Genomic DNA, 24807 nt, shown 5'->3' on the forward strand with positions numbered 1-24807 from the left:
ATTCGCACCTGCTTTAATTTTGTGGCATAACGTCAAACATGAATGGACAACCAGAGACAAAGCTAAAGCAACTTCTCCAGCAAGTCCCCCCCGGCTTCCTGGTAGACTCGAAATGGATGGCCCGCCATGCCATCTCGCGACAATCCGTGTCTGGCTATATCAAGCAGGGCTGGCTCGAGCCAGTCATGTCGGGCGTGTACCGCCGCCCATTCTCCTCAGATACCAATCCAGAAGCTGTCGGTGGCTGGAAGATACCCCTGCTCTCAGCCGTCTGGCTCATGCGGCATGAGTTCCATGTCGGCGGGGCGAGCTCCCTCTCCTTGCGGGGACATGCTCATTACCTCTCGTTCAGCCGCGAACTTACCCTCTATCTCTATGGATCCGATATCCCGACATGGCTATCGAAGCTGCGGACGGACGCCGACGTGAAGACCAGGAGTAACGTCCTGTTCGGCGAAGGGGCGACCGGCGTCGAAAACGCGGATTTCGACCTTTCCAACGACGATGATCCAGAGCTGGCACAAAGCCCATGGCGCTGGCCAATGCCGATGTCCTCACCCGAGCGCGCGATCCTCGAAATGCTAGACGAAGTCCCAAAGGGCGAAAGCTACCACAAGGTGGACGTGGCGTTCGAGAGCCTTGCCAATCTGCGCCCGAGATTATTGACGACGCTCCTTACCCTGTGCCGAAGCGTCAAAACCAAGCGCCTCTTCTTCGTGTTTGCTGACAAGCACAATCATGCCTGGCGCCGGCACATCGACGTCTCCTCTGTCGATCTCGGAAAGGGCGACCGGGCGCTGACACCGGGCGGCCGGCTGCACCCCATCTATCGCATCACAGTCCCGAATGACTTGATGCCAAAGGAGGCCCAGTATGGCCCGTGACCAATACATGCGCCAGGTCGACCTTTTGGTGCGGACCCTTCCATTCATCGCCCGCCACGAGGCCTTCGCCCTGAAGGGTGGAACGGCAATCAACCTCTTCTATCGCGACATGCCGCGGCTCTCGGTCGATATCGACCTGACCTATCTGCCGATTGAGGATCGCGAAACGACACTGAAAAATATCGACACGACACTGGAGCACATCCGCGAAGACTTGATGGGCAACCTGCGGGGCGTGAACGTCCAGAGGATCGCCGGCGGCGGCAACAACCACACCCGCCTCCTCGTCCGGCAGGGCATTGCCGAAATCAAGGTCGAGACATCTCCCGTTGCGCGCGGAACTGTCCATCCACCCGAACGCCGACGCGTGAGCGCGGCCGTAGAGGACAATTTCGGCTTCGCCGAAATGCAGGTCGTTTCGTTCGAGGACCTGTTTGGCGGAAAGCTCCATGCGGCGGTAGACCGGCAGCATCCGCGTGATCTGTTCGACGTAAAACTGCTCTATGAAAACGAGGGGCTGAGCGACGCGTTGTTTCGAACATTTCTGATTTACGTTGGCAGTTCCGGCCGCCCGCCGCACGAGTTGGTCAGGCCTTCGCTCGCAACGCTAGACGAGGCCTTCGTCAAGGAGTTCGAGGGGATGACGATCGAGCCAGTCGGCCTCGACGATCTGAAGGCAGCGAGGAACCGGATGACGGCGGATATCCTCGCAAAGCTTGACGACAACGCGATGCGCTTCCTGCTGTCACTCCACGACGGCGAACCAGATTTCGAAGCCATCGGGTTGCCACAAGCGGCTGATCTGCCGGCCGTTCGTTGGAAGGTTCTCAACCTCGAGAAACTGAGGGCACAGAACCCCGAAAAACATGCCGAGCAACGGCGAGAGATTGAGGGGCTTCAGTCAAAAGAATAAGCACGGGGCACGCGGCGGTTGTCCTGACGAGCCGCGTTCCGCGCGCTGCATTTTCAGATCTTGGTAGCCGTCTGCGCTGTGATGTTTCACCGTGTTGCTCGCCATCAATGATAAACCTCTGACCAACAGGCCGATCCAGAAAAGCTCAAGAGGCATCGTCGCGAGGATTACGGGCTTCGAATCCGACAATACGGCTCTGTACCACGACCAATTCGAATTTTGGCAAAGCTGGAGCCGGTTCCTGACCTTTCGAGGGACTGATGAAACTGACAGCCATTGCAATGGCAAAGGCAAAGACGCCGTTGCGGATCAGGCCGATTGCCAAAGATGCTTCGTTTGCGCGTACCAGGTTGACTGTCTCAAACCCGCAAGCGGCATTCTCCATTGCTTGACGGCCACCCGCTCCGCCTTCAGCAATTATTGCGAGATATTTCGATCCATAGCCATATCGAGGTTTTGGTCTTAAACCCTGGAAGCCGACAAGCGCCCCCCCAAAGAAAGAACAGCATCGATACAAACAGCAATGCCAAAACGATGTACTTTATCGTCGATGGCGCCAAACCATCGACAACAGTCTTCGCCACTGCGCCACCAACAGTCAGAGCAATCGATAGTGTCGCAGTCAACTTTGAAAGTTTATCATCGAGTTCCTTGGCTCTCACCCACTCGCTCTCGATATACTTTTTAAGATCGTCATCACCGAGTTTTCGGATATCAGCAAAAGCCTCGTGCGTTTGCCAAACTTCCATCCTTTTCAGAAGCTTCCGATTAATAGGGTATATCCGGAAGAAATCCGGCAAGAGCGGATTCAGGAAGGTTGACCACGACAAGCGAGTGCCTCCGCAATAGCATTTGAAATCCCTCGACCTCCTCGGTCGAGCCAGCCCCACTCCCCAGTCGGATTTATCTCAATGAACCAATACTGATCTTTCGAAAGAGCCAGATCGATCGCTGCGTATTCCAACCCGAATTGCTCCACCAACTTCAGGCAACGGTCGGCGATTTCTGGGGGAAGAGAATAATCGTGATACTCCAATACCGCCTTCGGTCGAAGCCTCCAGTCGCCTTCGATTGCCGCACCACCGTCTGTCACAGCAACACACCACAACCGCTTTCCGACAATCGTAACTCGAAGATCCGTTTTGGGAGAAAGGACAGCCTGAAATGTCGCAGGGGCTGCTCGCAAGCTTTCGTCGGCGCACTCGCTCCAATCAATGATCGTCGTGTACCCAAAATGCTGTACGTCACCCTCGAACAAAAGAACGGTATCAATGCTCTTTAGTGCAACCTTGTCCCCAATGACGTGCGGAATGTCCGCCAGCGGGTCGTTGGTTATCCTAGTCTTCGGTACCGCGAATCCAAGCATGGCCGCCTTGCGCAACTGCAGTGGCTTGATTTCGCCGTTATAAGTCTCTGTCGGCCGATTGACCCAGACCGCCTGATCGAAGAGCATCATCCCACGCATCAAGGCAGCCCATTGCGACCGTTCCAATTGCTCTGACGGAGACAGCCCTCGCCCAGGCGTATTTCTGAGAAAGGTGGGCTGCCGCCACCAGACCGACCGAAGTCCCGAGCCCACCTGCCATTCTCTCTGGTCATGGCGACAAATCATACTGGCCGCCAAAGGATCAATCGTAATCCCCCACTCGGAAAGCTGCTCGCGGTTAATCCGGAGAAAGGACACGTTCATGTCCGCCAAATGATGACATATACGATCGGTGGACAGATCGGCCAAACTGGAAAAGATCAGCACCTCCACGCGTTCCGCCAGCAAAGTCATTCGCCTTTTTGATCTTCACCGGTCTCGAGATCGTTCTTTTTGGTCTTCATCTCGCTTTCCGGATCAAAGGCGATTAATCCCTCCTGACCGCGCCAGACGCCAGCCACAACGTCATACTCAGCGTCGGAGGGTACGCCACTGCCATTTACCTTGGTTGTCTTCGCTACGCGTTGAAGAATATGCATGCAGAATCCTCTATACTATTGTAGTTGATAGAGATGAAGGTATGCGCCATAGGAAAAATACGCAATCGTGTGGCCTACTTTCAAGCAACTATACATTTAGCCTCCCCTATCTACGCAGGATTCATCGAAAGGCTGGTCCAAGGCAAAATACTGCCGACCTGACCTTCCCGGACACAACCTCGATCATCATTGATACAAATCATTTCGGGGCGCGGAGCAGCGTTTTGGTCGATCCCGCCGCTATCCAGAATACGCAGGTTCAAAATCAGTAGCTGGCGCGTACATCGAGAGAACGATTGCCGGATTTTCCTCGATCCGCGAGTTTCGCTCGTAACCTCGTGCCGCGTTCACGGTCTGCATGGAGATGTTCAGATAGGCATTATACGAATCGTAGGCGACGCGTTTCACTGAAAATCCTGTAGTAAAGGCAGCGGCAAGAAGCATTCCGTTGGAAACATAATTCCCCAAGTATGTGAACAGTCCGAACGCCCGCGACAAGTCTTCGGCACGATGTTTCAAGCCGTAACTCCCAACTTGGCGATTGAACGATTTCGTCCTTTTCTGCCGCGAAAGGAAGATCAGTGCCAACTCGAACTGGTCTGCCGCCCAATCGTCATTGTAGGCTTCGCGTCGTCTGTCCGCAAACAGAGCTTCACGCTCTTCCTTCGGCTTCCGCAACTCATCACGGCCGCCATGCCAGATCGAGTCGAAACCTCGTAGCGTCAGCTCTGGATTCTCATCAAGCACCTTGCGAAGCATTGCCCGAGCCACGGAGCGCGAAAGATATCGGGCGCGCTTTTCGCCATCGATGATGGCAGATACACCTAAAGCGGCACAATACATTTCGTTATCGACGTCTATCCGTAGGCGGCCGCTCTTTATCGACGTCAGAAAGCTGGCATAGGTTGAAAACCCTAAGCCTTTTGCGGCCGCCTCCATTCGGTGCGTCGGCCGTGTCTCAGGATGAGACTTTCTCAGGCTTTCCTTGATGAAGGGTAGATCGGATTCATGGACAAGCAAGTGCATGGCGAAACCTCATCGCTTCGGCAGCTGGACGCCATTTAAATCAGCAGCCGAGGGACAGGATTCGGCGTACATCTTATAAGAGAAGTGCGGCTTTTAACTTGGCGACAGGTTAGGAACCACGGTCCACCGGGAACAATTGCGCTACCGCTGCGATTCGTCAAGGGCGCTCGACACGCGATCGTCAGCGGCCATAGACCGAAACACTTCTGACCTTATCATAGAACCGATCAATGAGACCTTGTTCATCCACGCGTTCAACCCGCATCGGCCGACCGAGACTGGCAGCGCTGGCATTGGGAAAGGCCCATTCAAGTTTTGGATTGCGGCGCAGATTCTTCACCGCGAGAAGAACCCCATATGGTCCTCGGATGCCAGAATCGTCCAGAACGAGCTGGATATCACGCAAGTGTCGAGCGAACTCCTCGCGAAACTCATGAACTGTTAGTCGTCCCTCCCCATCCCGGACAGAGAAAGGATGGGAGACATAGGAGTGGACGAGCCAATCATCACCGATAAAGAAGCGCGAGATTGATCGCCATTCTTGGAACGTCGCGTCCCGAGCCTCGACGCCATTCTCACACCCTTTGAAAACACCCTGGCTCTCCCCGTGATAATGACGCATCACTTTCAGAACACCCCGCCCGGGATCGAAAGGCGCCCGCTCCCGTTCATAATGCTCTTGTGGCACGATCGCGATATGCAGCGTTGCGCCGTCGTTCTGCATGATGTCACGCGCCTCGACAGCCGCATTCTCACGCTCCATTAGCTGTACGGTATCGGCTTCCAGCTTCTCGATCGGTGTAAACAGCGCGTGGAGTTGGTCACGGGGGATCGGCGTGTTTTGCGCACCGGTGCGTAAATGAAAGCCGCCGGTAATCTTATTCTGATAAGGCCGCAGGCGATGGTCAGGGAGATCGAGCCACAAAATGAACCCTCCCGCGTCCAAATCGAGGAATTTCACATGAACGCCCAATGGCTTGGGGTCTATGTTGTCCTGAATGATTGAAGTGATGCGGCGTTGTAGGGCATCGCGATCGCCCTCCATTGGCTCGAAGCGCGAGAAGACTCCCCTCTTTTCATGCACGCCGACGATCAAGTACCCAGGTCCAGCGTTCAAGAACGCCACGACATCATCGATGAAGTTTGATTTTCCACGTTTATCATCCAGGTTCAGGAGTGCCTTGAACTCATAACCCTGTCCCTCGAAAACGAGGCCGGACAGGATGCCATCAATAGTCGGCACCGGCGGTTGTTCATTCATTCTTCGACCCTTTCAGTATTTGCCGACTGAATTCTGTTGGTAACATTTCATTGTCACGGATCGAGATCAACGCACTGATATCGAGACGTTCTGACGACATGGCGCCGGCTTGCGCTTGCCACTCAAATGGTAGGCTTCATTTTTGGGGTTTGGGCTCTCGGCGCCTTCACGGCGTTCGACCTCTCACACTTGGCCAACAAGGTCTGAGTATTCGGCTGTCTGTCACAACGGCTCTTTCGATGCTTACCATCATTCCGAAGCTGATCCTGAAGCGTTCGGAGCCAGTTCCGTTCACTCGATAGAGTGCGATTCCTGGCCCTCCTCATCGGCGGCTCCGCCTTGTGAATCGGCCACCTCCTCTTTGACAGCATTGCGGCTCAACAACCCTGCATCCTCCAGCGCCTCCATGTCCGGGAGGTCCCGCAATGTCTCCATGCCGAAGGCCGACAGAAAATGTTTCGTCGTCACATAGGTATACGGCGCCCCTGGCGTCGGGCTGCGCGGCCCAGAGGAAATAAACCCTGCGCCACGCAGCGATCCGATCAGATCGCGGCTGACCTCCTTGCCAAAGATCTTCGACAGCTCGCCGCGTGTGACTGGCTGGAAATAAGCAATTGCCATCAGCACCATGGACTCATGCTCGGACAGCACCGCAGCGGCAGATCGCGTCGGCGCGCAAGAAGCCCGGATCGCCTCCGCATAAGCCACTCGGGTCCGATGCTGCCAACCACCAGCCACGGAGACCAGCTCATAAGGCCTATCACGCAACTCTTCGATGAGGTCATCAATGATCAGGTCAATGCTGCAATCCTTTCCGACCACGCGCGCCAACATTTCACGCGTCACCGGCTCAGCCGAGGCAAAAATCACTGCCTCGACCCGCATCATCCATTCCCGCCACCGCAATTCCACCGGCAGATCCCTCAACTCCCGATCAAGCAGACGTTCGTCTCCTTCACTTGATCGCGTTCTTTGTCTTGACTTCGCGGGGCTCGTTCCGGTCATCCTCACAATCCATAGATCCGGAACGACGATCGGCCGGACAGCTCGCGCACGGCGCCAAAACTCTGAAGCCGCTCGAACATCCGGGTGCTTGCCCAACGAGATAGTTTGATGCCCGGGGCCGAAGCCAGGACCGCATCTTCATCCAGCAAGCTACGAATGATCGGTTCGGCACCTTTGGTACGCAGTTTGGGAGCAACGGCCAGAAGCTGATCTGCGCGACGCGCTATCTCCGCTGCTGACCGCAAGGCTGAATCGATCGCGTCAACCAGAGCCAAACAGATAGCTGTGGCGAACGCCACTTCGCCGGGGCGGACCCGCCCCCTCCCCCCAATGGTGCGGAAGGCTGGACCGTAGCGTTCGGACAGCAGAAGCGGGACAGGTTTTGGCCATTTGAGTTTTTGCGCCAGGACACTGTCGGCCAGCATAAACGCCAGCACTTCAGCGTCCGGGCGAACGGCAGAAATCGCCGTTATCAGGTCCGCCACCGCGAAGGGAGCCGCCCGCCCGGATTGAAGCGCAGCATCGACCAGATCAGGAATTGCCGCAAGGTCTTCATCCCATCCGAGCGCCAACAAGTCCGCGAGCTCATTTACGAAATTCGTGGTGACACCACCGGATCGACCTGGCGATCTTTTCGTGACCAAAAACAGCTTTCCGGCCGGTCCGGGATCATCCCCTGGGGCAGTCAGCAAAACCGCGTCACGCAACGCGTGATCGTCCTCGTTTCGGCCCATCAGCCGCACGGCAACGGCAGCACATTTAAGGGCTTGCCGCGACCGCCAGCAGCCGGCCCAGACCGGATCCAGCTGAACCAGATCATCAAGTGATTTCAAGGCGATGCCGGCTGCAAAGGCCGCATCCGCCTCCGATACATCGCGGCCGCGCGACCGCGACCATCCCGGCAGACTGAACAGTCGGATCGGCATTGATGAGGGGGCGAATGGCAACGAATCCATGCCGGAGACGCTACACCGGATGTGCGGTTTATGCCATCCGTTTCAGCAATATCCGCACTGCCTGTCGTTATCTTTTTATGAATGATAATCTTGCATTATCGTTCATAATGCTCATTATAGAGAAAACCCCGATTTTGAGGCCCTCAATGCCCGAAAACGACGCCGATCCGCACGCCAGCCCGTCTCTCGGCACGAGCGCCGCTTATGAATTGCAGCCGTCCGGGACGTCGGGCGCGGTGACGGGGCATCTCGCGCCGCTGGTCGAACGCGCCCGCGGTTACGTCGACGCCTCGAGCGCGGCCAATACGCGGCGCGCCTATGCCGCCGACTGGGCGCATTTTTCAAGCTGGTGCCGGCGCAAGGGGCTTGCGCCCCTGCCCCCCGATCCGCAAATCGTCGGGCTCTACATTACGGCGCTTGCCGCAGGCGAAGCCGCGCCACGGACAAAGCCGAGCGCGGTTTCCACCATCGAACGGCGGCTTTCGGCGATCACGTGGAACTATATGCAGCGCGGCCTCACGCTTGATCGCCGCGACCGCCATATTGCCACGGTGCTTGCCGGCATCCGCAATCGCCATGCAGCGCCGCCCCGCCAGAAGGAGGCGATCCTGCCGGAAGAGCTGATCGCCATGGTCGAAACACTGGACCGGGGCACGCTCCGGGGTTTGCGCGATCGCGCCATGCTGCTGATGGGGTTTGCCGGCGGGTTGCGCCGCTCGGAGATCGTCGCGCTCGATTGCGGCCGCGACCAGACCGAGGACGGAAACGGCTGGATCGAAATCCTCGACAAGGGCATGCTGGTGATGCTGCGCGGCAAGACCGGCTGGCGCGAGGTGGAGATCGGCCGCGGCTCCTCCGATCTCACCTGCCCGGTCCATGCCGTGGAAACCTGGCTGAAGCTCGGCAGGATCGGCCACGGCCCGCTGTTCCGCCGGGTCACCGGCAAGGGCAAGGCCGTCGGTCCCGAACGGCTGAAGGACCAGGAGATTGCCCGCCTCGTCAAGAAGACCGTTCTCGCCGCCGGCATTCGCGGCGAGTTGCCGGAGGCCGAACGGATAAAACTGTTCTCCGGTCATTCGCTGCGCGCCGGCCTCGCCTCCTCGGCCGAGGTCGATGAACGGTACGTCCAGAAACAGCTCGGCCATGCATCGGCCGAAATGACAAGGCGTTATCAGCGCAGGCGCGACCGGTTCCGCGTCAATCTCACCAAGGCGGCGGGGCTATAATCTGCTCTGGAGTCTTTCCGCTTCACCTGGAATTGCTCTAATTCGTCAAGAGTCCCAAAGCGAAATCAAGTCCATTTTAAGCGGCAATCCGAACCTATTGAAGCTTGGAAGCTCCACGTCATGTGCGCGTTGATTTCGCTGCTTGGTCGACCGTCGCCGAGTGCGCTGGGGCCATCAATCAGGGACCGCTGGTCGACGCGCATCGGCCTGGAAGACGGTCGCCTTTTGCGCGCACCTCCGACAAAGGCATTTCAACCCGGCAGCGACTGAAACGGATCATGCACCGGAACGCCAAGCGGTGCGAAATGGCGGAGATTGCGGGTCAGGATCGTCAACCCGTGGGCCTTTGCAGTCGCGGCGATGGCGATATCGGCAAAGCCCGGCTGATGGGCGCGGGCGGCATCAAGGATTTCGCCTGCGGCATGGGCGCAGCGAAGATCAAATGACAGGATCTTATCGCCATAAAGATATTCGATGCTCTGCCACCACGCCTGCAAGCGCTCTGCCTTCGTCGTCGATTGTTCCCGTTCCGCCTTGGCAATCCCGGCCCGCACCTCGGCAGCCGTCACAGTGGACAAGAAAAGCGCATCGCTTGCCCTGTCAAGCCACCCGATCAGCGCCGCGTCGCCTCCGCGTTTCGACGGCGCAAGTGCCGAAATGACATTTGTATCGATGAGATACATCAAAACGCGACATCACGTCCGGGTTTATCTCCGCGCTCGGGAATCGTATCGTCCTCGCCTGGATAGGCAGCCAGAAGCCGACCGAAACTGGGCACATGCGCAAGTTTTTCGTATTCCTCATAGGACAAGACGACCACTTCCTTACGCCCGCGCCGCGTGATCACCGACGGCGTACCGTGCACGGCCTGATCGACAACAGCAGAAAACGTTGCCTTCGCATCTCTGAGCTGAATTTCCCTCATTATTGTAATCCTATTTGGTGACCACTGTAGTCATATATAGTTCGTCACCAGCGTTTTCACAAGCGACGCTGCCGTCGGATGGCGACGGTTCCCCTGTTCATCGCCGCGGCTTCTTCAATGAGCGTGCCAAAGCGGGCGAAATCGAGAGACTTTCATCGCCGGCGCCCTCCCCTGCCCCGTCGTCATCGGGTTTTGGCGTTTGTGTCGCGTTCCCGGCCTCGATCCTTGCCCTCAAAAGCGCCATGACCATCGGCCAGACGGAGAACTGGTCATCCCTCGCCCGTTCCGTCAGGTTGCGCAGATAGCCGCCGGGGCTGACGACGGCCTCTCCGCGCTGGTAGATCGCGGCAAGCGTGATCGCGGCCTGTTTGTCGCCCATGATTTCGGCCGCCTCCCGCCAGGCGCTCGGGCTGACGCCCAGCATTGGCCGGGCGATCTCAGCGATGCCCAGGAAGTCCCGCCAGTTGCGGATCGATCCCCCCTTTGCCAGATCCCGAAAGCCCTCGCAGGCATCCAGCACCAGTGCCAGCGGCAGTTCCCGCTTCGGCAGGCTGTGCAGATTGTCGGTTTCGCCGGCGCTGCCGCTCGCTTCTGTTTTCTTTCCTAAGCCATATTTATATTCAAATTGGGATTCTGGGTTTGAATTCTGTTTGTGGCGCTCAGTATGAGACTCATTGGCGTTCGTTTTTTGCGAATTTACGTGCGATTCCAATGCGTCACGCACTTCCTCATGCAAAAGCGCAAGCGCATCGCAGATATCCTCCGCCGTCGCCAGGTCCGGCGAACGCGGCAGCCGGTCGATGATCGCGCGATAGATCTGGCTCATTGCCGCCCAGTCGCCTGGCACGCCCTCGTCGAGGCCAGCCTCGATCATCTTGACGATGTCCCGGCGCAGCAATGTCAGCCGTTCGCGCGCGCATTTCAGCGCCCGGCGCTCCTCGGCAATCCTTTCGGCCATCGAAGCGAACTCTTCCGCCCTTGCCACCAGCGGCGACAGGTCGAAGCCATAGGCCTGTTCGACATGCCCTCCCCTGCCCTTCCTGGCGAAGCGCTTGCCGTTCGGGCTGTCGCGGCGGATGATCAAGCCGCAATCGACCAGCACCGCCAGGTGCCGCCGAAGTGTCGCCGGCGAGATGCCGTTGGCGCGCGCGATCAGCTGTTCGTTGGACGGCCAGACGACGAAGCCGGTTTCCTCCGACAGTTCGTTCTCGGGATAGAAGGTCAGGAGCGCATTCAGGATCGCAAGGCCGCGATCGCTCGCCCCCAGCGCCTCCCGCGCCTCCCGCACGGTATGAAACACCTTCCACTTGTTAAGCCGCGCCCCTTTCGGGGCTTCCCGCGCCGCTTTCTGGCTTGAAAGCATCGCGAGCGACAGCGGCCGCCGCCCGAAGGGCGTCGTGGTTATCGCATTTTCCATGGTTTCACCTTTCAAAAAGGCAAAAGAATCCACCCCTGCGGCTCATCAAATGAACCACAGCCTCTTGACGGGACCGGCCGGAAATGCGAATCAGTAGGTGCTAAGAACTTATCGGCTTCCGGACGCTTGTCGTTTGGGGGCCTTTTCTTTTGTCTGTTTCTCTCCTTTTGCTGCTTCAGTGACTGGCCGCCAGGCGTCGCTTTCCTAGTCTTTGCGATTCGCGCCGGCGGTTGATGAAAAATATTCCTCCGCAAGCGCGTCCATGCGCTCTGCAAGCCATTCGGCGAAGCCGGCTTCCTGCCCGGCGATCGAAATCGTCGTGCCACCTCCCCCGGTCGCAATGCGGCCAACGGTCCTTCCATTCGCCACCAGTTCGCGCACGGATTTTTCAGGGCGCTTGTCCTCGCCGCCCCGCGCCGCCTTCACGACAAGATCAATGCGGCGCGCGGCGTCGGCCGACTTGAAGGCATTGGTTTCAAGAACCGGGCGAATGCGCGCCACCGCTTCCTCTCCGTCTTTCAGGCAGGCTTCCGCAAGCGTCATCCATTTCGGCCGACCGACGCCTTTGGCGCGGCCAATTGCGAAAATGACGTTGTGCGGAATCGCGTTGGCCACTTTCAGCATCAGCGAAATCGGCGTCTTGGAAAGGCCGAGCACAGGCTCGATCGCGACGCTCGAAAACCCGGCCTCACGCAATTGCGCCGCCCAGAGCGCCTGTTCAATCCAGGTCAGGTTCTCGCGCACGCCGTTTTCCAGCGACTGCTCGACCAGGAGTTCGCGGTCGTCCAGCGGGCGGACGAAGGCCCTGATCGTCACCTCGGAGGGCGTCTTGCTTTCAGCGGCAATAAGCCGGATGGCGGCAAGGCGGCGGTGACCATAGGCAAGCTGGTAGCGCCCCTCCTCTTTCGGATGGGGCCGGACCAGAACGGGCATCTTCTGCCCTTCCGCCCGGATCGAGGCGGCAAGGCTTTCGATCTCCTCGCCGACCTCGCTATCGCTTTCGAAACGATCCTGATAGGGCGATGCGTCGATCTTTGACGGATCCAGCACGATGCTGCTTGATTCCGACAGCGTGTTGAGCGCCTTGCCGACATTGCTGACCACGGACGAGCCGCGCCTGGACCGCGAAAGCGGCGAAACGGGCGGCGACTGCGGGTTGTTTTCCGCGTCATTGGCCTCGGCCATCATTTTCAGAATGTTCTTCTTCATGGCGCCCTGCCCCATACGTTCTGCAGAAGGGCGAGAATCTCGCCATTCACATTGTCGGCGCTTTCGATCGCGCGTTTCAGCGCCTCGCGCCCGACTTCGCCGCTTTCCAGCTCGTAGAGCGACTTCTTGGCGACGCCGGCGCCGGCGATCGCCGTCGATTCGATCGCCTCGTAGACCAGGACATCGTCCTCGAAGAGCCGACGCATCACGCCCGACATGTATTTCTGCGGGCCGTCATTGGGATTGACCCGGGTCATCAGGAATTTCAGGAAATCATGGTCGAAACGGGCGCCGAACTGGGCAAGCGTATCCGCAAGATCCGAAATCATGATCAGGAACTGGTTGCACGAGGCGACGTCAAGCATTGCCGGATGAACCGTGACGATCAGGCCGGTGGCGGCGTAAAGCGCGGCAAGCGTCGCATAGCCGAGCGATGGCGGCGTATCAAGCACGACGAAATCATAGTCGTTCTCGACCGAGGCGATCGCATTCTTCAAACGTTCGAAGAACAGGCCGAGTTCATCACGCTCGCGCTGGGCGAGATAGGCCGGCGTATCGAACTCGAAATCCATCAGTTCCAGATTGCCCGGAACGAGGTCGATTCCGGGGAAATAGGTTTCGCGGATGACATCGGCGAGTGCGCGTCGCTCATTGTCGTAGCGCAGCGCCGCATAGACGGTTTCGTTCTCGCCGACGTCAAATTCCGGCTGAAGCCCGAAAATCGAGGTCATCGAGGCCTGCGGATCGAGGTCAATGCAGAGCACACGGTAACCCTGCAGCGCCAGATAATGTGACAGGTGGATCGAGGTCGTGGTCTTGGAGCTGCCGCCCTTAAAATTCGCGGTGGCGACGACCTGCAGCTTCTCCCCATCCTTGCGGCGCGGCCATAGCCTCAGCGCATCGTCCGGACGGCGGTCTGCCAGAAACTGCCGGAGTTCGAGGAGCTGACCGACCTGGTAGATGCGCCGGTTATTATCCGCACGCGAAGGCTGCGGGCCCTTGCCATCGATGGTCATTGCCCTCAAGGTGCTTTCGGGCACATTGAGCAGCTTGACGAGATCAAGGGTCGAGAAGGTGCGCGTGAACTGCTTGCGTGCTTCCGGCGGATAGATGCGGTGACGCATCGCCTGCAGTTCGGCGGACAGCCGATCCGTATAATCCTCGATCTTTGCCGCTGTGTCGCCGATCGCGTTATATGCGGCCGTTTCGCTCATCTGACGGTTTCCTATCCGAATTCATCTTATTTGCGTCAACGCTGCATGACTCGGACCGATTCTGCAAGGGGTTTTTCGTTAATGAATGGTTAACGGGAGCACGCAGACCTCCTGGCCCATACACCAAAGGTCCTGCAGAGCCAGACCGAAGCCATCATCGGATTGAGGCAACGCCCTGCATGAGCAAGGCGGCTGGCCTTCGGGGCTAGCGGACGCGAGACACCATAAGTGTCGGGAGCCTGAAGCAGGCGTCCCTGCGGTGACAGCGGATGCGCCGTAGCGAACATGATCACAGCGAAAGTTTCCAATTGAAAACATCTGAGGTAGCCGACGCCTGCCGGTTGTCCCTGTTTATGATGGAACGAAAGAGCGCTGCGACTGGCTTTTGATCGGACCGGGCATGTTCCTCGGTCCTGTGCTTCGGGAACTTCATCCTTGCTGCACCGGACCAGCGAACGACTTGCTGCGTCGCCAGCGATCACCTCCCCGGACCGGAATGCGCCGCCTGCGCCTCATCTTGAACCTGGCTTCGCGACACCGCCGCCTTCTTGAGGCGCGCCATCACATGGAGCAACGTGACGTCGAAGCGATGCGGCCTTGATGGTCGCGCTCCGCAGTCGAACCCGTGGCGCGTGAGGATCTCGAGGATCTTGGGCCTGCGGGAAAAGCTGCGCGCTGTGGCCAAGCCGGCGAGAGGTTGCCCGGTTTCTTCGCGGTTCACATGGCAGAAGCGCTTGACTGTGGCGGCCTTGACGGCGTGGCGCTCGACCTGCCCATTGATCCGCGGACGCCCAGCCTTGGTCGTGCGCCGCCGGATATCGCCGGCGGCGCGGGCATGTCCGAAGGCATGTGCATTGAAGATCTGGCGTTCGGCGCCAGCCACTTCTTCGAGCACGGCGGGCGATCCGCCGGCTGCGACATCGAAAAGGAACGAGCCGATCGCCTAAAGAGGCACGAGAACCGTCCCGGAACCGAGTATGCTGATTCGACGATGGCGTCGACGCTATAGGCAGCGCCATGGCCATGGCCATGGCCACGTGCCAGATGATGACCCACAGACTTCGATATCAAGAGCCCTCGCGCGGCCTGCCCTGCGCATTTATTGCCTCAGAGGGAGATCGATCGATGTTCGCAATTCAGAGCAAGGTCATTTGGATCCAGATCCGCCGGCACAGAGCCATGGCGTGCGCGATAGTCCTCGGCAATGCAGGCTTCGCGACGTCCAACCGTTCAATCGGCACGCAAGTCTTGGGGCTGAGCGTTGGAACACGCCCTTCATCCGACCGCCGCCCGGCTGCCGCCCTGGCTTTCGAGATTCATTGCGGGGACGCTGAACGCACATCGGAAAGACGCGGCCGGTCCGTACAGTCGCCTCGCACCCCAGGTCTTTCCTATTCGCCGTTCACGACCTTCCCGCCCTCGTCTGCCGTTAGGCTCCCCTCATGCGGAGGTTCTTCGGGACAAGGCGATGGCGGGAGCCATGAAACTGACGTGACGGCGATGCAGCCATGCTCTGCTACTCTTTTCCGTCTCCTCGAGCAAACCGTCCTCAGGCTTGCTGCCTTCCTTTTCGTGGCGAGAGAGAATTGACGCGGCGAGATGGGGCAGGGATGTTTTCAATTGAAAACTCTCCCCCGTCGGCATCGAGGGAGGAAGCCCCGGGGCAGGGGAGCATCCGAAAGCCTATTTGGCATAACCTCGATGTCACGCAGAGAACAGCGACGGATCACAGACAACAATGATCGGTGAGAAGCTATTGCCGATTTAATATGATGTGGCGCGCCTCGGTCAGGGAGTATCATTGCGTGCCTCCGGGCAACGGGAATAAGTGGCAGGGTGGCCGATATCACAAAGCTAAAACTGAAGCTCTTTCACAGGACTGGTTTCCAACATCATCTCATCGTTGGAACTTTCAGGCAGAGTGATTATCGCCGGAGCTTCAACCGCAGCCCCTTGTGCAACTCGAAGCACGCCGTATGGATATGAAGCTCATCCAGAAAATCCCGTTTTCGGGGCCTGAAAAGTACCGATATTCCGATACAGGTGGGCACCAATCGTCGGGGCTCACTCCCCTTTATAAAGAGCGATTAGCGCACCCTTTCCCATCATTAGCCTTACGCCGCGAACCGCTCCCCCTCCATGATCGAAATAGCTGAAAGAGTTGCAGCTCTCCAAAACAGACTGGAAATTTCCGGATGAAAGTTGCTTTTCACCGAACACTTGAATTACTTCAAGTTTCGCAGATCCAAAATAAGACCCCGCATAATGATGCAGTCTAGACGAAGGCCTCGCGCCCGAAGCGGCCCGGGTCTTTCGATCTTTTCTACTCTTATAACGCGTACTTATTATATTCTGCAATCTAAAGAGGCTCTTCAGGTTCCGCCAAGTTAGTGAAAGGAGAAGGCCAGGCGGTTGGCGACGGCCGGCGAGGTCCTGTCGGCTTCAGCGCGATGGATGGGCTTTTGCGATTTCTCAGCCACATGGCCCAAACAGGTTGACCGGACCGCGCTTGCCGGAGACACCCGGCGGTGAGGGCAGGAGGGTCTCCAGAATCAGCGGCGCGCCCACGCACAGATCGTGCGATCTCGCGCGAGCGAAACGAGTGGTTAAGGTTTTTTTCCTATCACATTGGCCGTGTGACAGCTCTCAGATTGGTCTTCATCAGCATGCCTATTTCGCGTTATCCCAGCCTGCAATCGAAACACGCAGATTTGACAAAAACGGACAACGCCGAGGCACAAGCCGACCAGACCGGCGAGGCCGCGCGACGCAATCCGGAAGCCGCCATTCTCGACCCCGAGCGCCTTCCGACCTGGCAGCGTCCCTTTGTGCTGGGTCCGAATGTCCGCTTCACACGCACCCCGCACAAGAAACATCCCGAGCCGGCGATGCCGGCCGCCACAGAAACGGAAGAGGCGGTTTTCGGACCGCATCTCCCTTCGCCGGCGACCGTGCTTCAGGAGCGTATCGCGGAAGAACTGACCGCGGCGCGCGGCGCCCCAACCGGCGAACAGGCCTGGAACGCGAAGGATGAACAAGTGCCGACCGAGGTGGAACCGGTCGATACCACAGAAGCCGTGGAAGACTGGGCTCCGTCGATCCCCTGGTATCTTTCGGGGGACGCCGATATCGATACGGCTCTATCGGACGAGACCGACCATGCAAGCGCCGCCGATGATGCGACGCCCGAAACGTTGAGCGCGACAGCGCGCGCGCAACCCAATTGCTTCTCCTATCTCCCGGACGGGCTGGCATTCGAGATGATGGCGCTTGGCGGTATGGAAGCCCGCCCGGCGGAAGGGCGGACACAGGCGGAACCACCGGTCGGGACGGAGCCGCCTCAAGAAAGCGCGGACGCCGAACCCGCCGACCGTAACGCCGAAGCGGCGCAGGCCGACCTGACGAACCCGGCATGGACGGCGACCTCGGACGCCGTGGAAACCATCCTCGACGAGCAGGAAGAAAGCATCGGGGAGGGGCCATCGCCGGTCTCGCTCTACCGGCAGGTTCTCCTGCACAGCCCGACGCGGTCTGGCGAAAAGGCAGCGTCGGATGAGCCATCAATGCCGACGGACCTCAAGGAAGACGCGGACGACGCTCCGGACGTTTCATCCGCCGAAGCGCTCGCGGATGGGCCGACGGAAAGCATCGCCACATATGTCGAGGAGGACGATTTCGACGCCGAGCCGGAACGGAAAGAGCGTGCCGGCGGTCCCCTCAATGTTCTGGCGCGGCATGAAGTCACCGACTTCGTCTTCCCGTCGATTGAATTGCTGCAAACGCCGCGCGCGGACGAGGCCAACGAGTTCAGCCAGGAGGCGCTGGAGCAGAGCGCGGGCCTGCTGGAGAGCATTCTGGAGGATTTCGGCGTCAAGGGCGAGATCATCGATGTCCGTCCGGGTCCCGTGGTCACGATGTACGAATTCGAACCGGCGCCGGGTGTCAAATCCTCGCGGGTGATCAACCTGTCGGATGACATAGCCCGCTCCATGTCCGCGCTTTCGGCGCGCGTCGCGGTCATTCCAGGCCGCAATGTGATCGGCATCGAGCTTCCGAATGAAGAGCGCGAGACCGTCTATCTGAGGGAGCTTTTCGAAAGCCGCCTCTATATGACAACGGATTTCCGCCTGCCGCTTTGCCTCGGCAAGAACATCGGCGGCGAACCGGTGGTCGCCGAACTCGCAAAGATGCCGCATCTTCTCGTCGCCGGAACAACGGGATCGGGAAAGTCGGTGGCGATCAACACAATGATCCTGTCGCTGCTCTACCATCTCCGTCCTGAAGAATGCCGGCTGATCATGGTCGACCCGAAAATGCTGGAACTCTCGGTCTATGACGGCATTCCGCATCTTCTGACGCCGGTGGTGACCGACCCGAAGAAGGCGGTTCTGGCGCTGAAATGGGCGGTGCGCGAGATGGAAGATCGGTACCGCAAGATGTCGCGGCTCGGCGTTCGCAATATCGACGGCTTCAACAAGCGTGTGGCGGAAGCGCGCGCGTCGGGTGAGACCATCATGGTATCGGTGCCCACCGGCTTCGACCGCACCACCGGCGATCAGATCTTCGAGGACCAGGAACTCGATCTTTCGGCGCTGCCCTATATCGTCGTCATCGTCGACGAGATGGCGGACCTGATGATGGTCGCCGGCAAGGAGATCGAGGGCACGATCCAGCGTCTGGCGCAGATGGCGCGCGCGGCCGGCATCCACCTGATCATGGCAACGCAGCGTCCTTCGGTCGACGTCATCACCGGCACGATCAAGGCCAATTTCCCGACCCGCATTTCCTTTCAGGTCACGTCCAAGATCGACAGTCGCACGATTCTCGGAGAGCAGGGCGCGGAATACCTGCTGGGGCAGGGGGACATGCTGCACATGAAGGGCGGCGGGCGGATTGCCCGCGTTCACGGCCCCTTTGTATCTGATTACGAGGTCGAAAAGGTCGTCGACCATCTGAAGACGCAAGGCACGCCCACCTATCTCGGCAGCGTCGTCGTCGACGAGGAGGAGGAAGAGAGCGAAGAAGATGGCGCCGTTTTCGATGCGACCGAAATGGCGACCGACGGCGACGATGCCGACGAACTTTTCGCCAAGGCCGTCAAGATTGTCCAGCGCGACAAGAAGTGTTCGACATCCTATATCCAGCGTCGCCTGTCGATCGGCTACAACCGTGCCGCCTCGCTGGTCGAGCGCATGGAGCGGGAAGGGCTTGTCGGCCCCGCCAACCATGTCGGCAAGCGTGAGATCCTCGATGGCGGTACAGCCGGCTGATCCGGCTTCCGGGCCGTTCGAGGGGGACTTTGCGGTATGCTCGCGCCCGCACGCCTCGCAATGAGCGGCGCCTCTCCGGGATTGCGTTTGTCACCCGGTCCTGCGGGGTTTGTCGAATCAGAAAAATCCCGATCGGGAAGACATAGTCTTTTTGCTTCAAAACTTCCCTTTCGGTAAGTTTTCTTTGGCGTTCATGAAACTTCCTGTACGGTAAGCCGAGCCGGCTTCAAACTGCAGCGGGAGATGACATGATCAGGTCGGCACGGGATTTCTGCACGCTCGTCAGGGCTAGACGGAAAGCATGCGGCTGGACGCAAACCGAGCTTGCGCGTCGCGCCGGCACTGGCGAGCGGTTCATCGTGGAACTGGAGGCCGGCAAGCCGAACTGCCAGCTCGAAAAGGCGCTGATCGTCGCCCGCGCGGTCGGCCTTGAACTGGGCGACCTGAAGGACCGCTCTCGGCCGGGGGGAAGAAACGGAACTCGGCTTCCTGCCGACTTTCGGTAACCGGCGATGACATCATTTTCTATGAACATCTGCCGGTAGGACGGCTGATCACGGAAAACGGATGGCGGCAAGGCCCGGACAACATGTCCGCCGAACGGACAGAGCGCATTTGCACCTGTCCTTCCCGCGCGCAAAGGGCGATTGTTGTCGCGTCCCAGCCTCAGCGCCATCAAACGGAGCCGTTCGCCATGACCGAGAAAACGACCCTGCCGCCGCTTGAGGACCGCGACTGGCCGGCGGAGATCGCCGACATGAAGGATGGTTTCGCCGGCACGCTGAACGTCTATCGCACCATGGCGCATCATCCGGACCTGCTCAGCGCCTGGGCGCCGCTTCGCCGACATGTGGTGCAGGAAAGCGCGCTCGGACCGGAACGCTCCGAGTTGGTGATCCTCCGCGTCGCCTTCCGCCTCGGCGCAGCCTATGAGTGGAACCACCATGTTGATCGGGCAACAAAGCTCGGCTTTTCAGCACAACGCATCGCGGCCCTTCGCGCCGTGCCGGAAGGCGAGGACGGGCTGCTCGCCCGCGCCGTCGATATGCTGATTGACACGCATCGGCTTTCGCCCGCGATCGAGACAGCGCTTGCCGAAGCGTTCGGGCGGCCCGCCGTGTTTGACCTGATGGCAACGGTCGGCTTTTACTCCGTGCTCGGCTATATCGTGATGACCTATGCCACCCCGCTCGACTCCGGCATCGCCGATGTGTTTGCCGGGCCGGACGAATAAACGGTCAGTCCGGTGCGCCATTGAGGGCAGCGGCGATCCGCGCCGCGATTTCGGCAAGCGGCGCGGCGCCTGTTTCAAGGGCCTTTTCCGTCGTCATCGCCGAACGGATCCAGATCATCGAAACGCAGCCAGTAATGCCTTCGGCAGTCAGGATGGGCACGGCGAGCGAAGCGGTTTGCGGCCGGAACTCGCCGCCGTCGCGGATGGCGATGCCGCGCGCCCGCGTTTCCGCCAGCATGCGATCGAGAAACACCGGCGCGAGAAAAGGCTGGTCCGCCGGATCGCCGAGACGGCTCAGATGTTCGAGAATATGCCGGCGTTCCCCTTCCGGGCAGAAGGCGAGGTAGGCGCGGCCGGCGGAGGTCCGCAGCATCGGCATGCGATAGCCGGTCATGGCGCGGTCGATGGAAAGCGGCGAGCGGTTATGCGTCGTTTCCTGGATCACCATGGAAAAATGGTCATGAACCGAGAGATCGAGCGGCCAGACAAGCCGCGCGGCGTATTCGGCGAAGATCGGGCCGGAGACCTGGCAGAGCTCCGAGGTCGCGGCATAGCCATCGCCAAGGCTCGCGGCAAGCCGCGTGACCCTGACGAGGCTCGAACTCGGCGACAGCGCCACATAGCCCGACTCCTCCAGCGTTTCGAGCAGGCGGTAGACTGTCGGACGCGGAATGTCGAGCGCGCGGGCGATCTCGCCCACCCGCGCGGCACCCCTGGCATTGATAAAGCGCAGGATCGCCAGACCGCGCGTCAGTGCGCGGACACCTTCATTCCTGCGCGGCCGTTTCGGCATCGGGTCATCCATTGTGAAGATATGGCATGCGGGCAATGGGTGTTGAAGCGGATTCTGCCCTGCCACTTCGTTCGGAAGACGATTTGCATCGCGGAGCCAGCCGCCTTCAATCTCCCCCTTGGGGGGAGATCGTTAGGTGCCGATCAGCCGCCTTGCCCCTTCAACCGACCGCCGCAGCGCCTCAGACTTCGTCGCGAACCGGATTGGCGAGCGTGCCGATGCCGGAAATCTCGACTTCGCAGACATCGCCGTCGCGCATGAAGAGCGGCGGCGTACGCCGCGCGCCGACCCCGCCCGGAGTGCCGGAGACGATGACGTCGCCGGGCAGGAGCGGCAGGATGGTCGAGCAATAGGCGATCAGCTTCGGGATCGACGTAATCAGCAGCGAAACGTCTGTGTCCTGAACGACCTGGCCGTTGAGCCGGGTCTGGAGGTGGAGTTTCGTCGGGTCCGGAATTTCGTCCGCCGTTACCATGAAGGGGCCGAAGCCGCCTGTTCCGGCGAAGGTCTTGCCGGGCATGAACTGGTGCGTGTGCTTCTGCCAGTCGCGCACCGAACCGTCATTGTAGCAGGCATAGCCGGCGACATGGGACAGCGCTTCGGCCTCCGGGATTCGGCGTCCCTCCTTTCCGATGATCACCGCGAGTTCGCCCTCATAGTCGAACTCGATGCTCTCCTTCGGGCGGATCAGCGGCTGGCCATGGCCGATCTGGCTGCCGGCATAGCGGGCGAAAAGCACGGGATTGACGGTTTCCTGCCGTCCGGTTTCCTCGACATGGGCATGATAATTGAGGCCGACGCAGATGATCTTGTCGGGATCGGGAATGACCGGCAGATGCGCGACCGCGTCGAAGGCGAAATCGGCCGGCTCGCCGAGAAAAGCCTCGGCGCGGGTGAGATCGCCCGCCGCGAGGAAGGCGCGCAGCGTCTTTTCCGGCAGACGCGGGGCAAGATCGACGATCCCCTTGTCGGTGACGAGACCGTAGCTTGCGTTTCCGTTGATTAGATAAGAGCAGAGTTTCATGTATCAGACCATTTCCGGGTGAGGCGTTTCAGAGGGGTTGGGGAGGACGAGCGCCAATAGCGCTTCAAGTTCGGCCCGGCTGTCGGCCGCGCCGAGCGTGTGGCGATCGGGGCGGATGACGGCAGCGCGGGCGCCGAGGCGGGTGAGGTGTTCGCCCGCATCCGGCGATGTTTTCGTGGTGACGAGACAGACGCTTTCGGGAAGGGCGAGCCCTTCGACAAGGTCGGCCTCCGCGACGACGACGAAGCGATGGCGCATCGCCTCATCCATCAGCCGTCCGTCATTGAGACGCGGCTGGCCGAAGAGGCGGCCGGCCTTCTCGCCGCGCCCAAGGCCGGGGCCGAGCGGCGGGGCGATGCTCTCCATCCGCGCCGAACCATCGGCAGCGGGAAGGGCGGCCTCCAGCGCCTCTTTCGTGCCGCAGGTATTGATCAACCCGCCGAGACGCACCGCGGTCTTGATATATTCGCGGGCATTCGGCTTGCGCTCGCTCTCATAGCTGTCGAGCAGCCGTTCGGCTGCGGCGCCTTGAACCTTGCCCTGGCAGACCAGCGCCAGTTTCCAGTAGAGATTGGCGACGTCGCGGGTTCCCGCGCACATGCCCTGGCCCATGAAGGGCGGCGTCTGGTGGCAGGCATCGCCGGCGAGAAAAAGCCGGCCCTTGCGCCAGTCCTCGGCCACAAGGGAATGAAAGACATAGACGGCGGCGCGCTCGAGTTCCGCCTCCTCCGGCCGCAGCCAGGGCGCCAGGATCTCCCAGACCTTGTCCGGCCGGGTGATGGCGACGCTGTCCTCGTCGTCGAGCACCGTCAGCTCCCAGCGCCGCCTGAGGCCGGGCCCGCGCACATAGGTCGCCGGGCGCTCGGGCACGCAATACTGGATCGAATGATCGCCGAGTTCGGGCTTGTCTTGGTTGAGGATCACGTCGACCACCAGCCAGCGCTCGTGAAAGCCGTAATCCTCCATGCCGGTCTCGATATAACGGCGCACGATCGAGCGGGCGCCATCGCAGCCGACGACATAACCGGCCGTCACGTGCTCCACCTTGCCGCGGCTCATGTCCTCGTACCTCATTTCGACATGGCCGCCGCGATCTTCGATGTAAAAGACATCGGCGCGGGTGAGCACGGTCACGTTCTGATATGCGGAAAGGCCGTCACGCAACAGCTTTTCGAGGTCCGGCTGATGAAAGCGGTAATTCGCCCGCCAGCCCTGCGGTCCGGTGCCTTGCGGGCGCGGCCAGTCGAGCAGCAGTTTGCCGTTGCCATCGACAAAGCGCATGCCGGGATGCATTGCCGTCAGCGGCTCGATCGCCTCGGCGATGCCGATCCACTGGAAGACGCGCATCACCTCGGCGTCGAAATGCACCGCGCGCGGCAGGTGATAGGCCGCCGTCTCGCGCTCCAGCACCAGGACCTTCAGCCCGCACTGGCCGAGAAGATGGGCGAGCGTCGCGCCCGCCGGTCCATAGCCGACAATAGCAACGTCAAAATGATCCATGTTCAGCCCTTTCGTTTGGCAAGTTCACCGAAAAGCCAGGGGCAATCGGCCACCGGCGGCGCGCGCCGCCCCCTGGCAGCCGCGTCGAGGCGCATGTCGCGCAGCCGTTTGCGGCCGCCCTCTTCGGTCAGGTAAAGTCGTTCATGGCCCCAGTAGCTCGGCCCGTCATGGGTCTCGTGCGGCTCCCAGGTGTTCGGATCGATCAGCCGCCCGCCCCAGCCGTTCTCGACGAAAAAGCCCGACGGCGAGTTGGCGTAGAAGGAGGTCATGTAGTCATTGGTGTGGCGGCCGAGCGTATAGGCAAGCCGCCCTTCCTCGAGCCCGGCAAGGTCGTAACCCTGACCGACATCGTCGAGGTTCTGGAACTCAACCATAAAATGATGGAAGCCGAGCTTTCCGGAGCCCACCATGGCGAAGGAGTGGTGGCGCTGGTTCAGATGGAAGAAATAGAGGCCATAGGGTTCGAGCCCGTAATCGGACACATGGAAATCGAGAAGGTCGCGGTAAAACGGCATCATCACCGCGATGTCGGTCACATGCAGCACCGCATGGCCCATGCCGAGCGGCCCGGTCATGAAGCCGTCGATCGGCCGGCCGGGCACGAAGGGGTCGCTCGCGATCATCGGCGCGTGAAACAGTTCGACGCGATTGCCGCCAGGATCGGCAAAGTGGATGAGATCGCCGACGAAGCGGCGGTCGGCGAGTTCGCGAGACCCCCGCGTCACCTTCACGCCGGCCCTGTCGAGCCTCGCCGCATAAGCTTCGAGATCGTCGCGGTCTTCGACTTCAAAGCCGAGGAAGGCGAGCGTTTCGCCAGGCTCGTCGGAAACGAGGAGGCGCTGCACCCGGTCATCCATGCGGAAGGCCATCGCCTTGCCGCCGCGATCGATCTTCTGCATGCCGAGCAGCCTTCCGGCGAAATCGGACCAGTCGTCGAGCCGGTCGGAGCGCACGCCGAGATAGCCCAGTGCATTGATTGCCATGG

Annotated in this window: 24 protein-coding genes; 6 read left to right on the forward strand and 18 right to left on the reverse strand. The window is 60.0% G+C overall.

Annotation, left to right across the window (positions count from 1 at the left end):
* The first annotated feature begins 38 nt into the window (after positions 1–38).
* Positions 39–884: a type IV toxin-antitoxin system AbiEi family antitoxin domain-containing protein gene (locus tag JET14_RS21725; protein ID WP_024710155.1), complete on the forward strand. Its 846-nt coding sequence runs from the start codon at positions 39–41 to the stop codon at positions 882–884.
* On the forward strand, positions 874–1797 hold the full coding sequence (locus JET14_RS21730) for a nucleotidyl transferase AbiEii/AbiGii toxin family protein (RefSeq protein ID WP_024710154.1): 924 nt from the start codon (positions 874–876) through the stop codon (positions 1795–1797). Before JET14_RS21725 ends, JET14_RS21730 begins: the two co-directional genes overlap by 11 nt.
* 145 nt (positions 1798–1942) lie before the next feature.
* Here JET14_RS21730 and JET14_RS21735 read toward each other — a convergent pair whose 3' ends face one another.
* The 8 genes from JET14_RS21735 to JET14_RS21770 all read right to left on the reverse strand — a co-directional run bounded on the left by JET14_RS21735 (position 1943) and on the right by JET14_RS21770 (position 8010).
* A complete protein-coding gene (locus JET14_RS21735) occupies positions 1943–2182 on the reverse strand; it encodes a hypothetical protein (RefSeq protein ID WP_024710153.1) in 240 nt (79 codons plus the stop codon).
* A 25-nt stretch (positions 2183–2207) separates the two neighbouring features.
* On the reverse strand, positions 2208–2627 hold the full coding sequence (locus JET14_RS21740) for a hypothetical protein (RefSeq protein WP_024710152.1): 420 nt from the start codon (positions 2625–2627) through the stop codon (positions 2208–2210).
* Positions 2606–3577, reverse strand: coding sequence for a RimK-like protein (locus tag JET14_RS21745; protein WP_036238494.1), 972 nt, complete (start codon positions 3575–3577; stop codon positions 2606–2608). The genes JET14_RS21740 and JET14_RS21745 overlap by 22 nt, the downstream gene beginning before the upstream one ends.
* Entirely contained in the window at positions 3574–3762 is a 189-nt protein-coding gene (locus JET14_RS21750; RefSeq protein ID WP_024710150.1) for a hypothetical protein, read from the reverse strand. Before JET14_RS21750 ends, JET14_RS21745 begins: the two co-directional genes overlap by 4 nt.
* 240 nt (positions 3763–4002) lie before the next feature.
* The gene (locus JET14_RS21755; protein WP_024710149.1) at positions 4003–4788 is read right to left on the reverse strand and encodes a hypothetical protein; all 786 of its coding nucleotides are present in this window, start codon (positions 4786–4788) and stop codon (positions 4003–4005) included.
* A gap of 181 nt (positions 4789–4969) precedes the next feature.
* Positions 4970–6049 carry an AlbA family DNA-binding domain-containing protein gene (locus tag JET14_RS21760; RefSeq protein WP_024710148.1) on the reverse strand — a complete coding sequence of 360 codons (1080 nt, stop codon included), beginning with the start codon at positions 6047–6049 and terminating at the stop codon, positions 4970–4972.
* A gap of 291 nt (positions 6050–6340) precedes the next feature.
* Complete coding sequence (gene scpB / locus JET14_RS21765) at positions 6341–7054, reverse strand: SMC-Scp complex subunit ScpB (protein ID WP_024710147.1); 714 nt, start codon at positions 7052–7054, stop codon at positions 6341–6343.
* Positions 7055–7056: 2 nt separating this feature from the next.
* Positions 7057–8010 carry a DUF1403 family protein gene (locus JET14_RS21770; RefSeq protein WP_024710146.1) on the reverse strand — a complete coding sequence of 318 codons (954 nt, stop codon included), beginning with the start codon at positions 8008–8010 and terminating at the stop codon, positions 7057–7059.
* A 146-nt stretch (positions 8011–8156) separates the two neighbouring features.
* Between JET14_RS21770 and JET14_RS21775 the strand changes: the two genes are divergently transcribed.
* A complete protein-coding gene (locus JET14_RS21775; RefSeq protein ID WP_200338398.1) occupies positions 8157–9236 on the forward strand; it encodes a tyrosine-type recombinase/integrase in 1080 nt (359 codons plus the stop codon).
* Between the two features lie 251 nt (positions 9237–9487).
* On the opposite strand, the gene JET14_RS21780 is transcribed toward JET14_RS21775, so the two are convergent.
* The 6 genes from JET14_RS21780 to JET14_RS21805 form a co-directional block, all read right to left on the reverse strand.
* A complete protein-coding gene (locus JET14_RS21780; protein WP_200338399.1) occupies positions 9488–9919 on the reverse strand; it encodes a type II toxin-antitoxin system VapC family toxin in 432 nt (143 codons plus the stop codon).
* The gene (locus JET14_RS21785) at positions 9919–10161 is read right to left on the reverse strand and encodes a type II toxin-antitoxin system Phd/YefM family antitoxin (RefSeq protein ID WP_200338401.1); all 243 of its coding nucleotides are present in this window, start codon (positions 10159–10161) and stop codon (positions 9919–9921) included. Before JET14_RS21785 ends, JET14_RS21780 begins: the two co-directional genes overlap by 1 nt.
* A gap of 97 nt (positions 10162–10258) precedes the next feature.
* Positions 10259–11578 (reverse strand): plasmid replication protein RepC, encoded by a 1320-nt coding sequence (repC, locus tag JET14_RS21790; protein WP_200338403.1) that lies wholly within the window; start codon positions 11576–11578, stop codon positions 10259–10261.
* Between the two features lie 204 nt (positions 11579–11782).
* Positions 11783–12787, reverse strand: a complete 1005-nt coding sequence (repB, locus tag JET14_RS21795; RefSeq protein WP_200338405.1) for a plasmid partitioning protein RepB — start codon at positions 12785–12787, stop codon at positions 11783–11785.
* Positions 12784–14001 carry a plasmid partitioning protein RepA gene (repA, locus tag JET14_RS21800; protein ID WP_200338407.1) on the reverse strand — a complete coding sequence of 406 codons (1218 nt, stop codon included), beginning with the start codon at positions 13999–14001 and terminating at the stop codon, positions 12784–12786. The genes repB and repA overlap by 4 nt, the downstream gene beginning before the upstream one ends.
* A gap of 478 nt (positions 14002–14479) precedes the next feature.
* Positions 14480–14896: a hypothetical protein gene (locus JET14_RS21805; RefSeq protein ID WP_200338409.1), complete on the reverse strand. Its 417-nt coding sequence runs from the start codon at positions 14894–14896 to the stop codon at positions 14480–14482.
* Positions 14897–16712: 1816 nt separating this feature from the next.
* Between JET14_RS21805 and JET14_RS21810 the strand changes: the two genes are divergently transcribed.
* The 3 genes from JET14_RS21810 (at position 16713) to JET14_RS21820 (ending at position 20505) form a co-directional block, all read left to right on the forward strand.
* On the forward strand, positions 16713–19271 hold the full coding sequence (locus JET14_RS21810; RefSeq protein WP_432443096.1) for a DNA translocase FtsK: 2559 nt from the start codon (positions 16713–16715) through the stop codon (positions 19269–19271).
* A 248-nt stretch (positions 19272–19519) separates the two neighbouring features.
* On the forward strand, positions 19520–19777 hold the full coding sequence (locus JET14_RS21815) for a helix-turn-helix domain-containing protein (protein ID WP_246750681.1): 258 nt from the start codon (positions 19520–19522) through the stop codon (positions 19775–19777).
* A gap of 188 nt (positions 19778–19965) precedes the next feature.
* The gene (locus JET14_RS21820) at positions 19966–20505 is read left to right on the forward strand and encodes a carboxymuconolactone decarboxylase family protein (protein ID WP_200338413.1); all 540 of its coding nucleotides are present in this window, start codon (positions 19966–19968) and stop codon (positions 20503–20505) included.
* 4 nt (positions 20506–20509) lie between these two features.
* Here JET14_RS21820 and JET14_RS21825 read toward each other — a convergent pair whose 3' ends face one another.
* From JET14_RS21825 to JET14_RS21840, 4 genes are all read right to left on the reverse strand, one after another.
* Positions 20510–21298, reverse strand: a complete 789-nt coding sequence (locus JET14_RS21825) for a DNA-binding transcriptional regulator (protein ID WP_246750682.1) — start codon at positions 21296–21298, stop codon at positions 20510–20512.
* 181 nt (positions 21299–21479) lie between these two features.
* Positions 21480–22322 carry a fumarylacetoacetate hydrolase family protein gene (locus JET14_RS21830; RefSeq protein ID WP_200338417.1) on the reverse strand — a complete coding sequence of 281 codons (843 nt, stop codon included), beginning with the start codon at positions 22320–22322 and terminating at the stop codon, positions 21480–21482.
* A gap of 3 nt (positions 22323–22325) precedes the next feature.
* Positions 22326–23822 (reverse strand): bifunctional 3-(3-hydroxy-phenyl)propionate/3-hydroxycinnamic acid hydroxylase, encoded by a 1497-nt coding sequence (locus JET14_RS21835; RefSeq protein WP_200338419.1) that lies wholly within the window; start codon positions 23820–23822, stop codon positions 22326–22328.
* A gap of 2 nt (positions 23823–23824) precedes the next feature.
* On the reverse strand, positions 23825–24805 hold the full coding sequence (locus tag JET14_RS21840; RefSeq protein WP_200338422.1) for a VOC family protein: 981 nt from the start codon (positions 24803–24805) through the stop codon (positions 23825–23827).
* Between the last annotated feature and the right edge of the window lie 2 nt (positions 24806–24807).

The sequence above is a fragment of the Martelella lutilitoris genome, from assembly GCF_016598595.1.
GTDB classification, from domain to species: domain Bacteria; phylum Pseudomonadota; class Alphaproteobacteria; order Rhizobiales; family Rhizobiaceae; genus Martelella; species Martelella lutilitoris_A.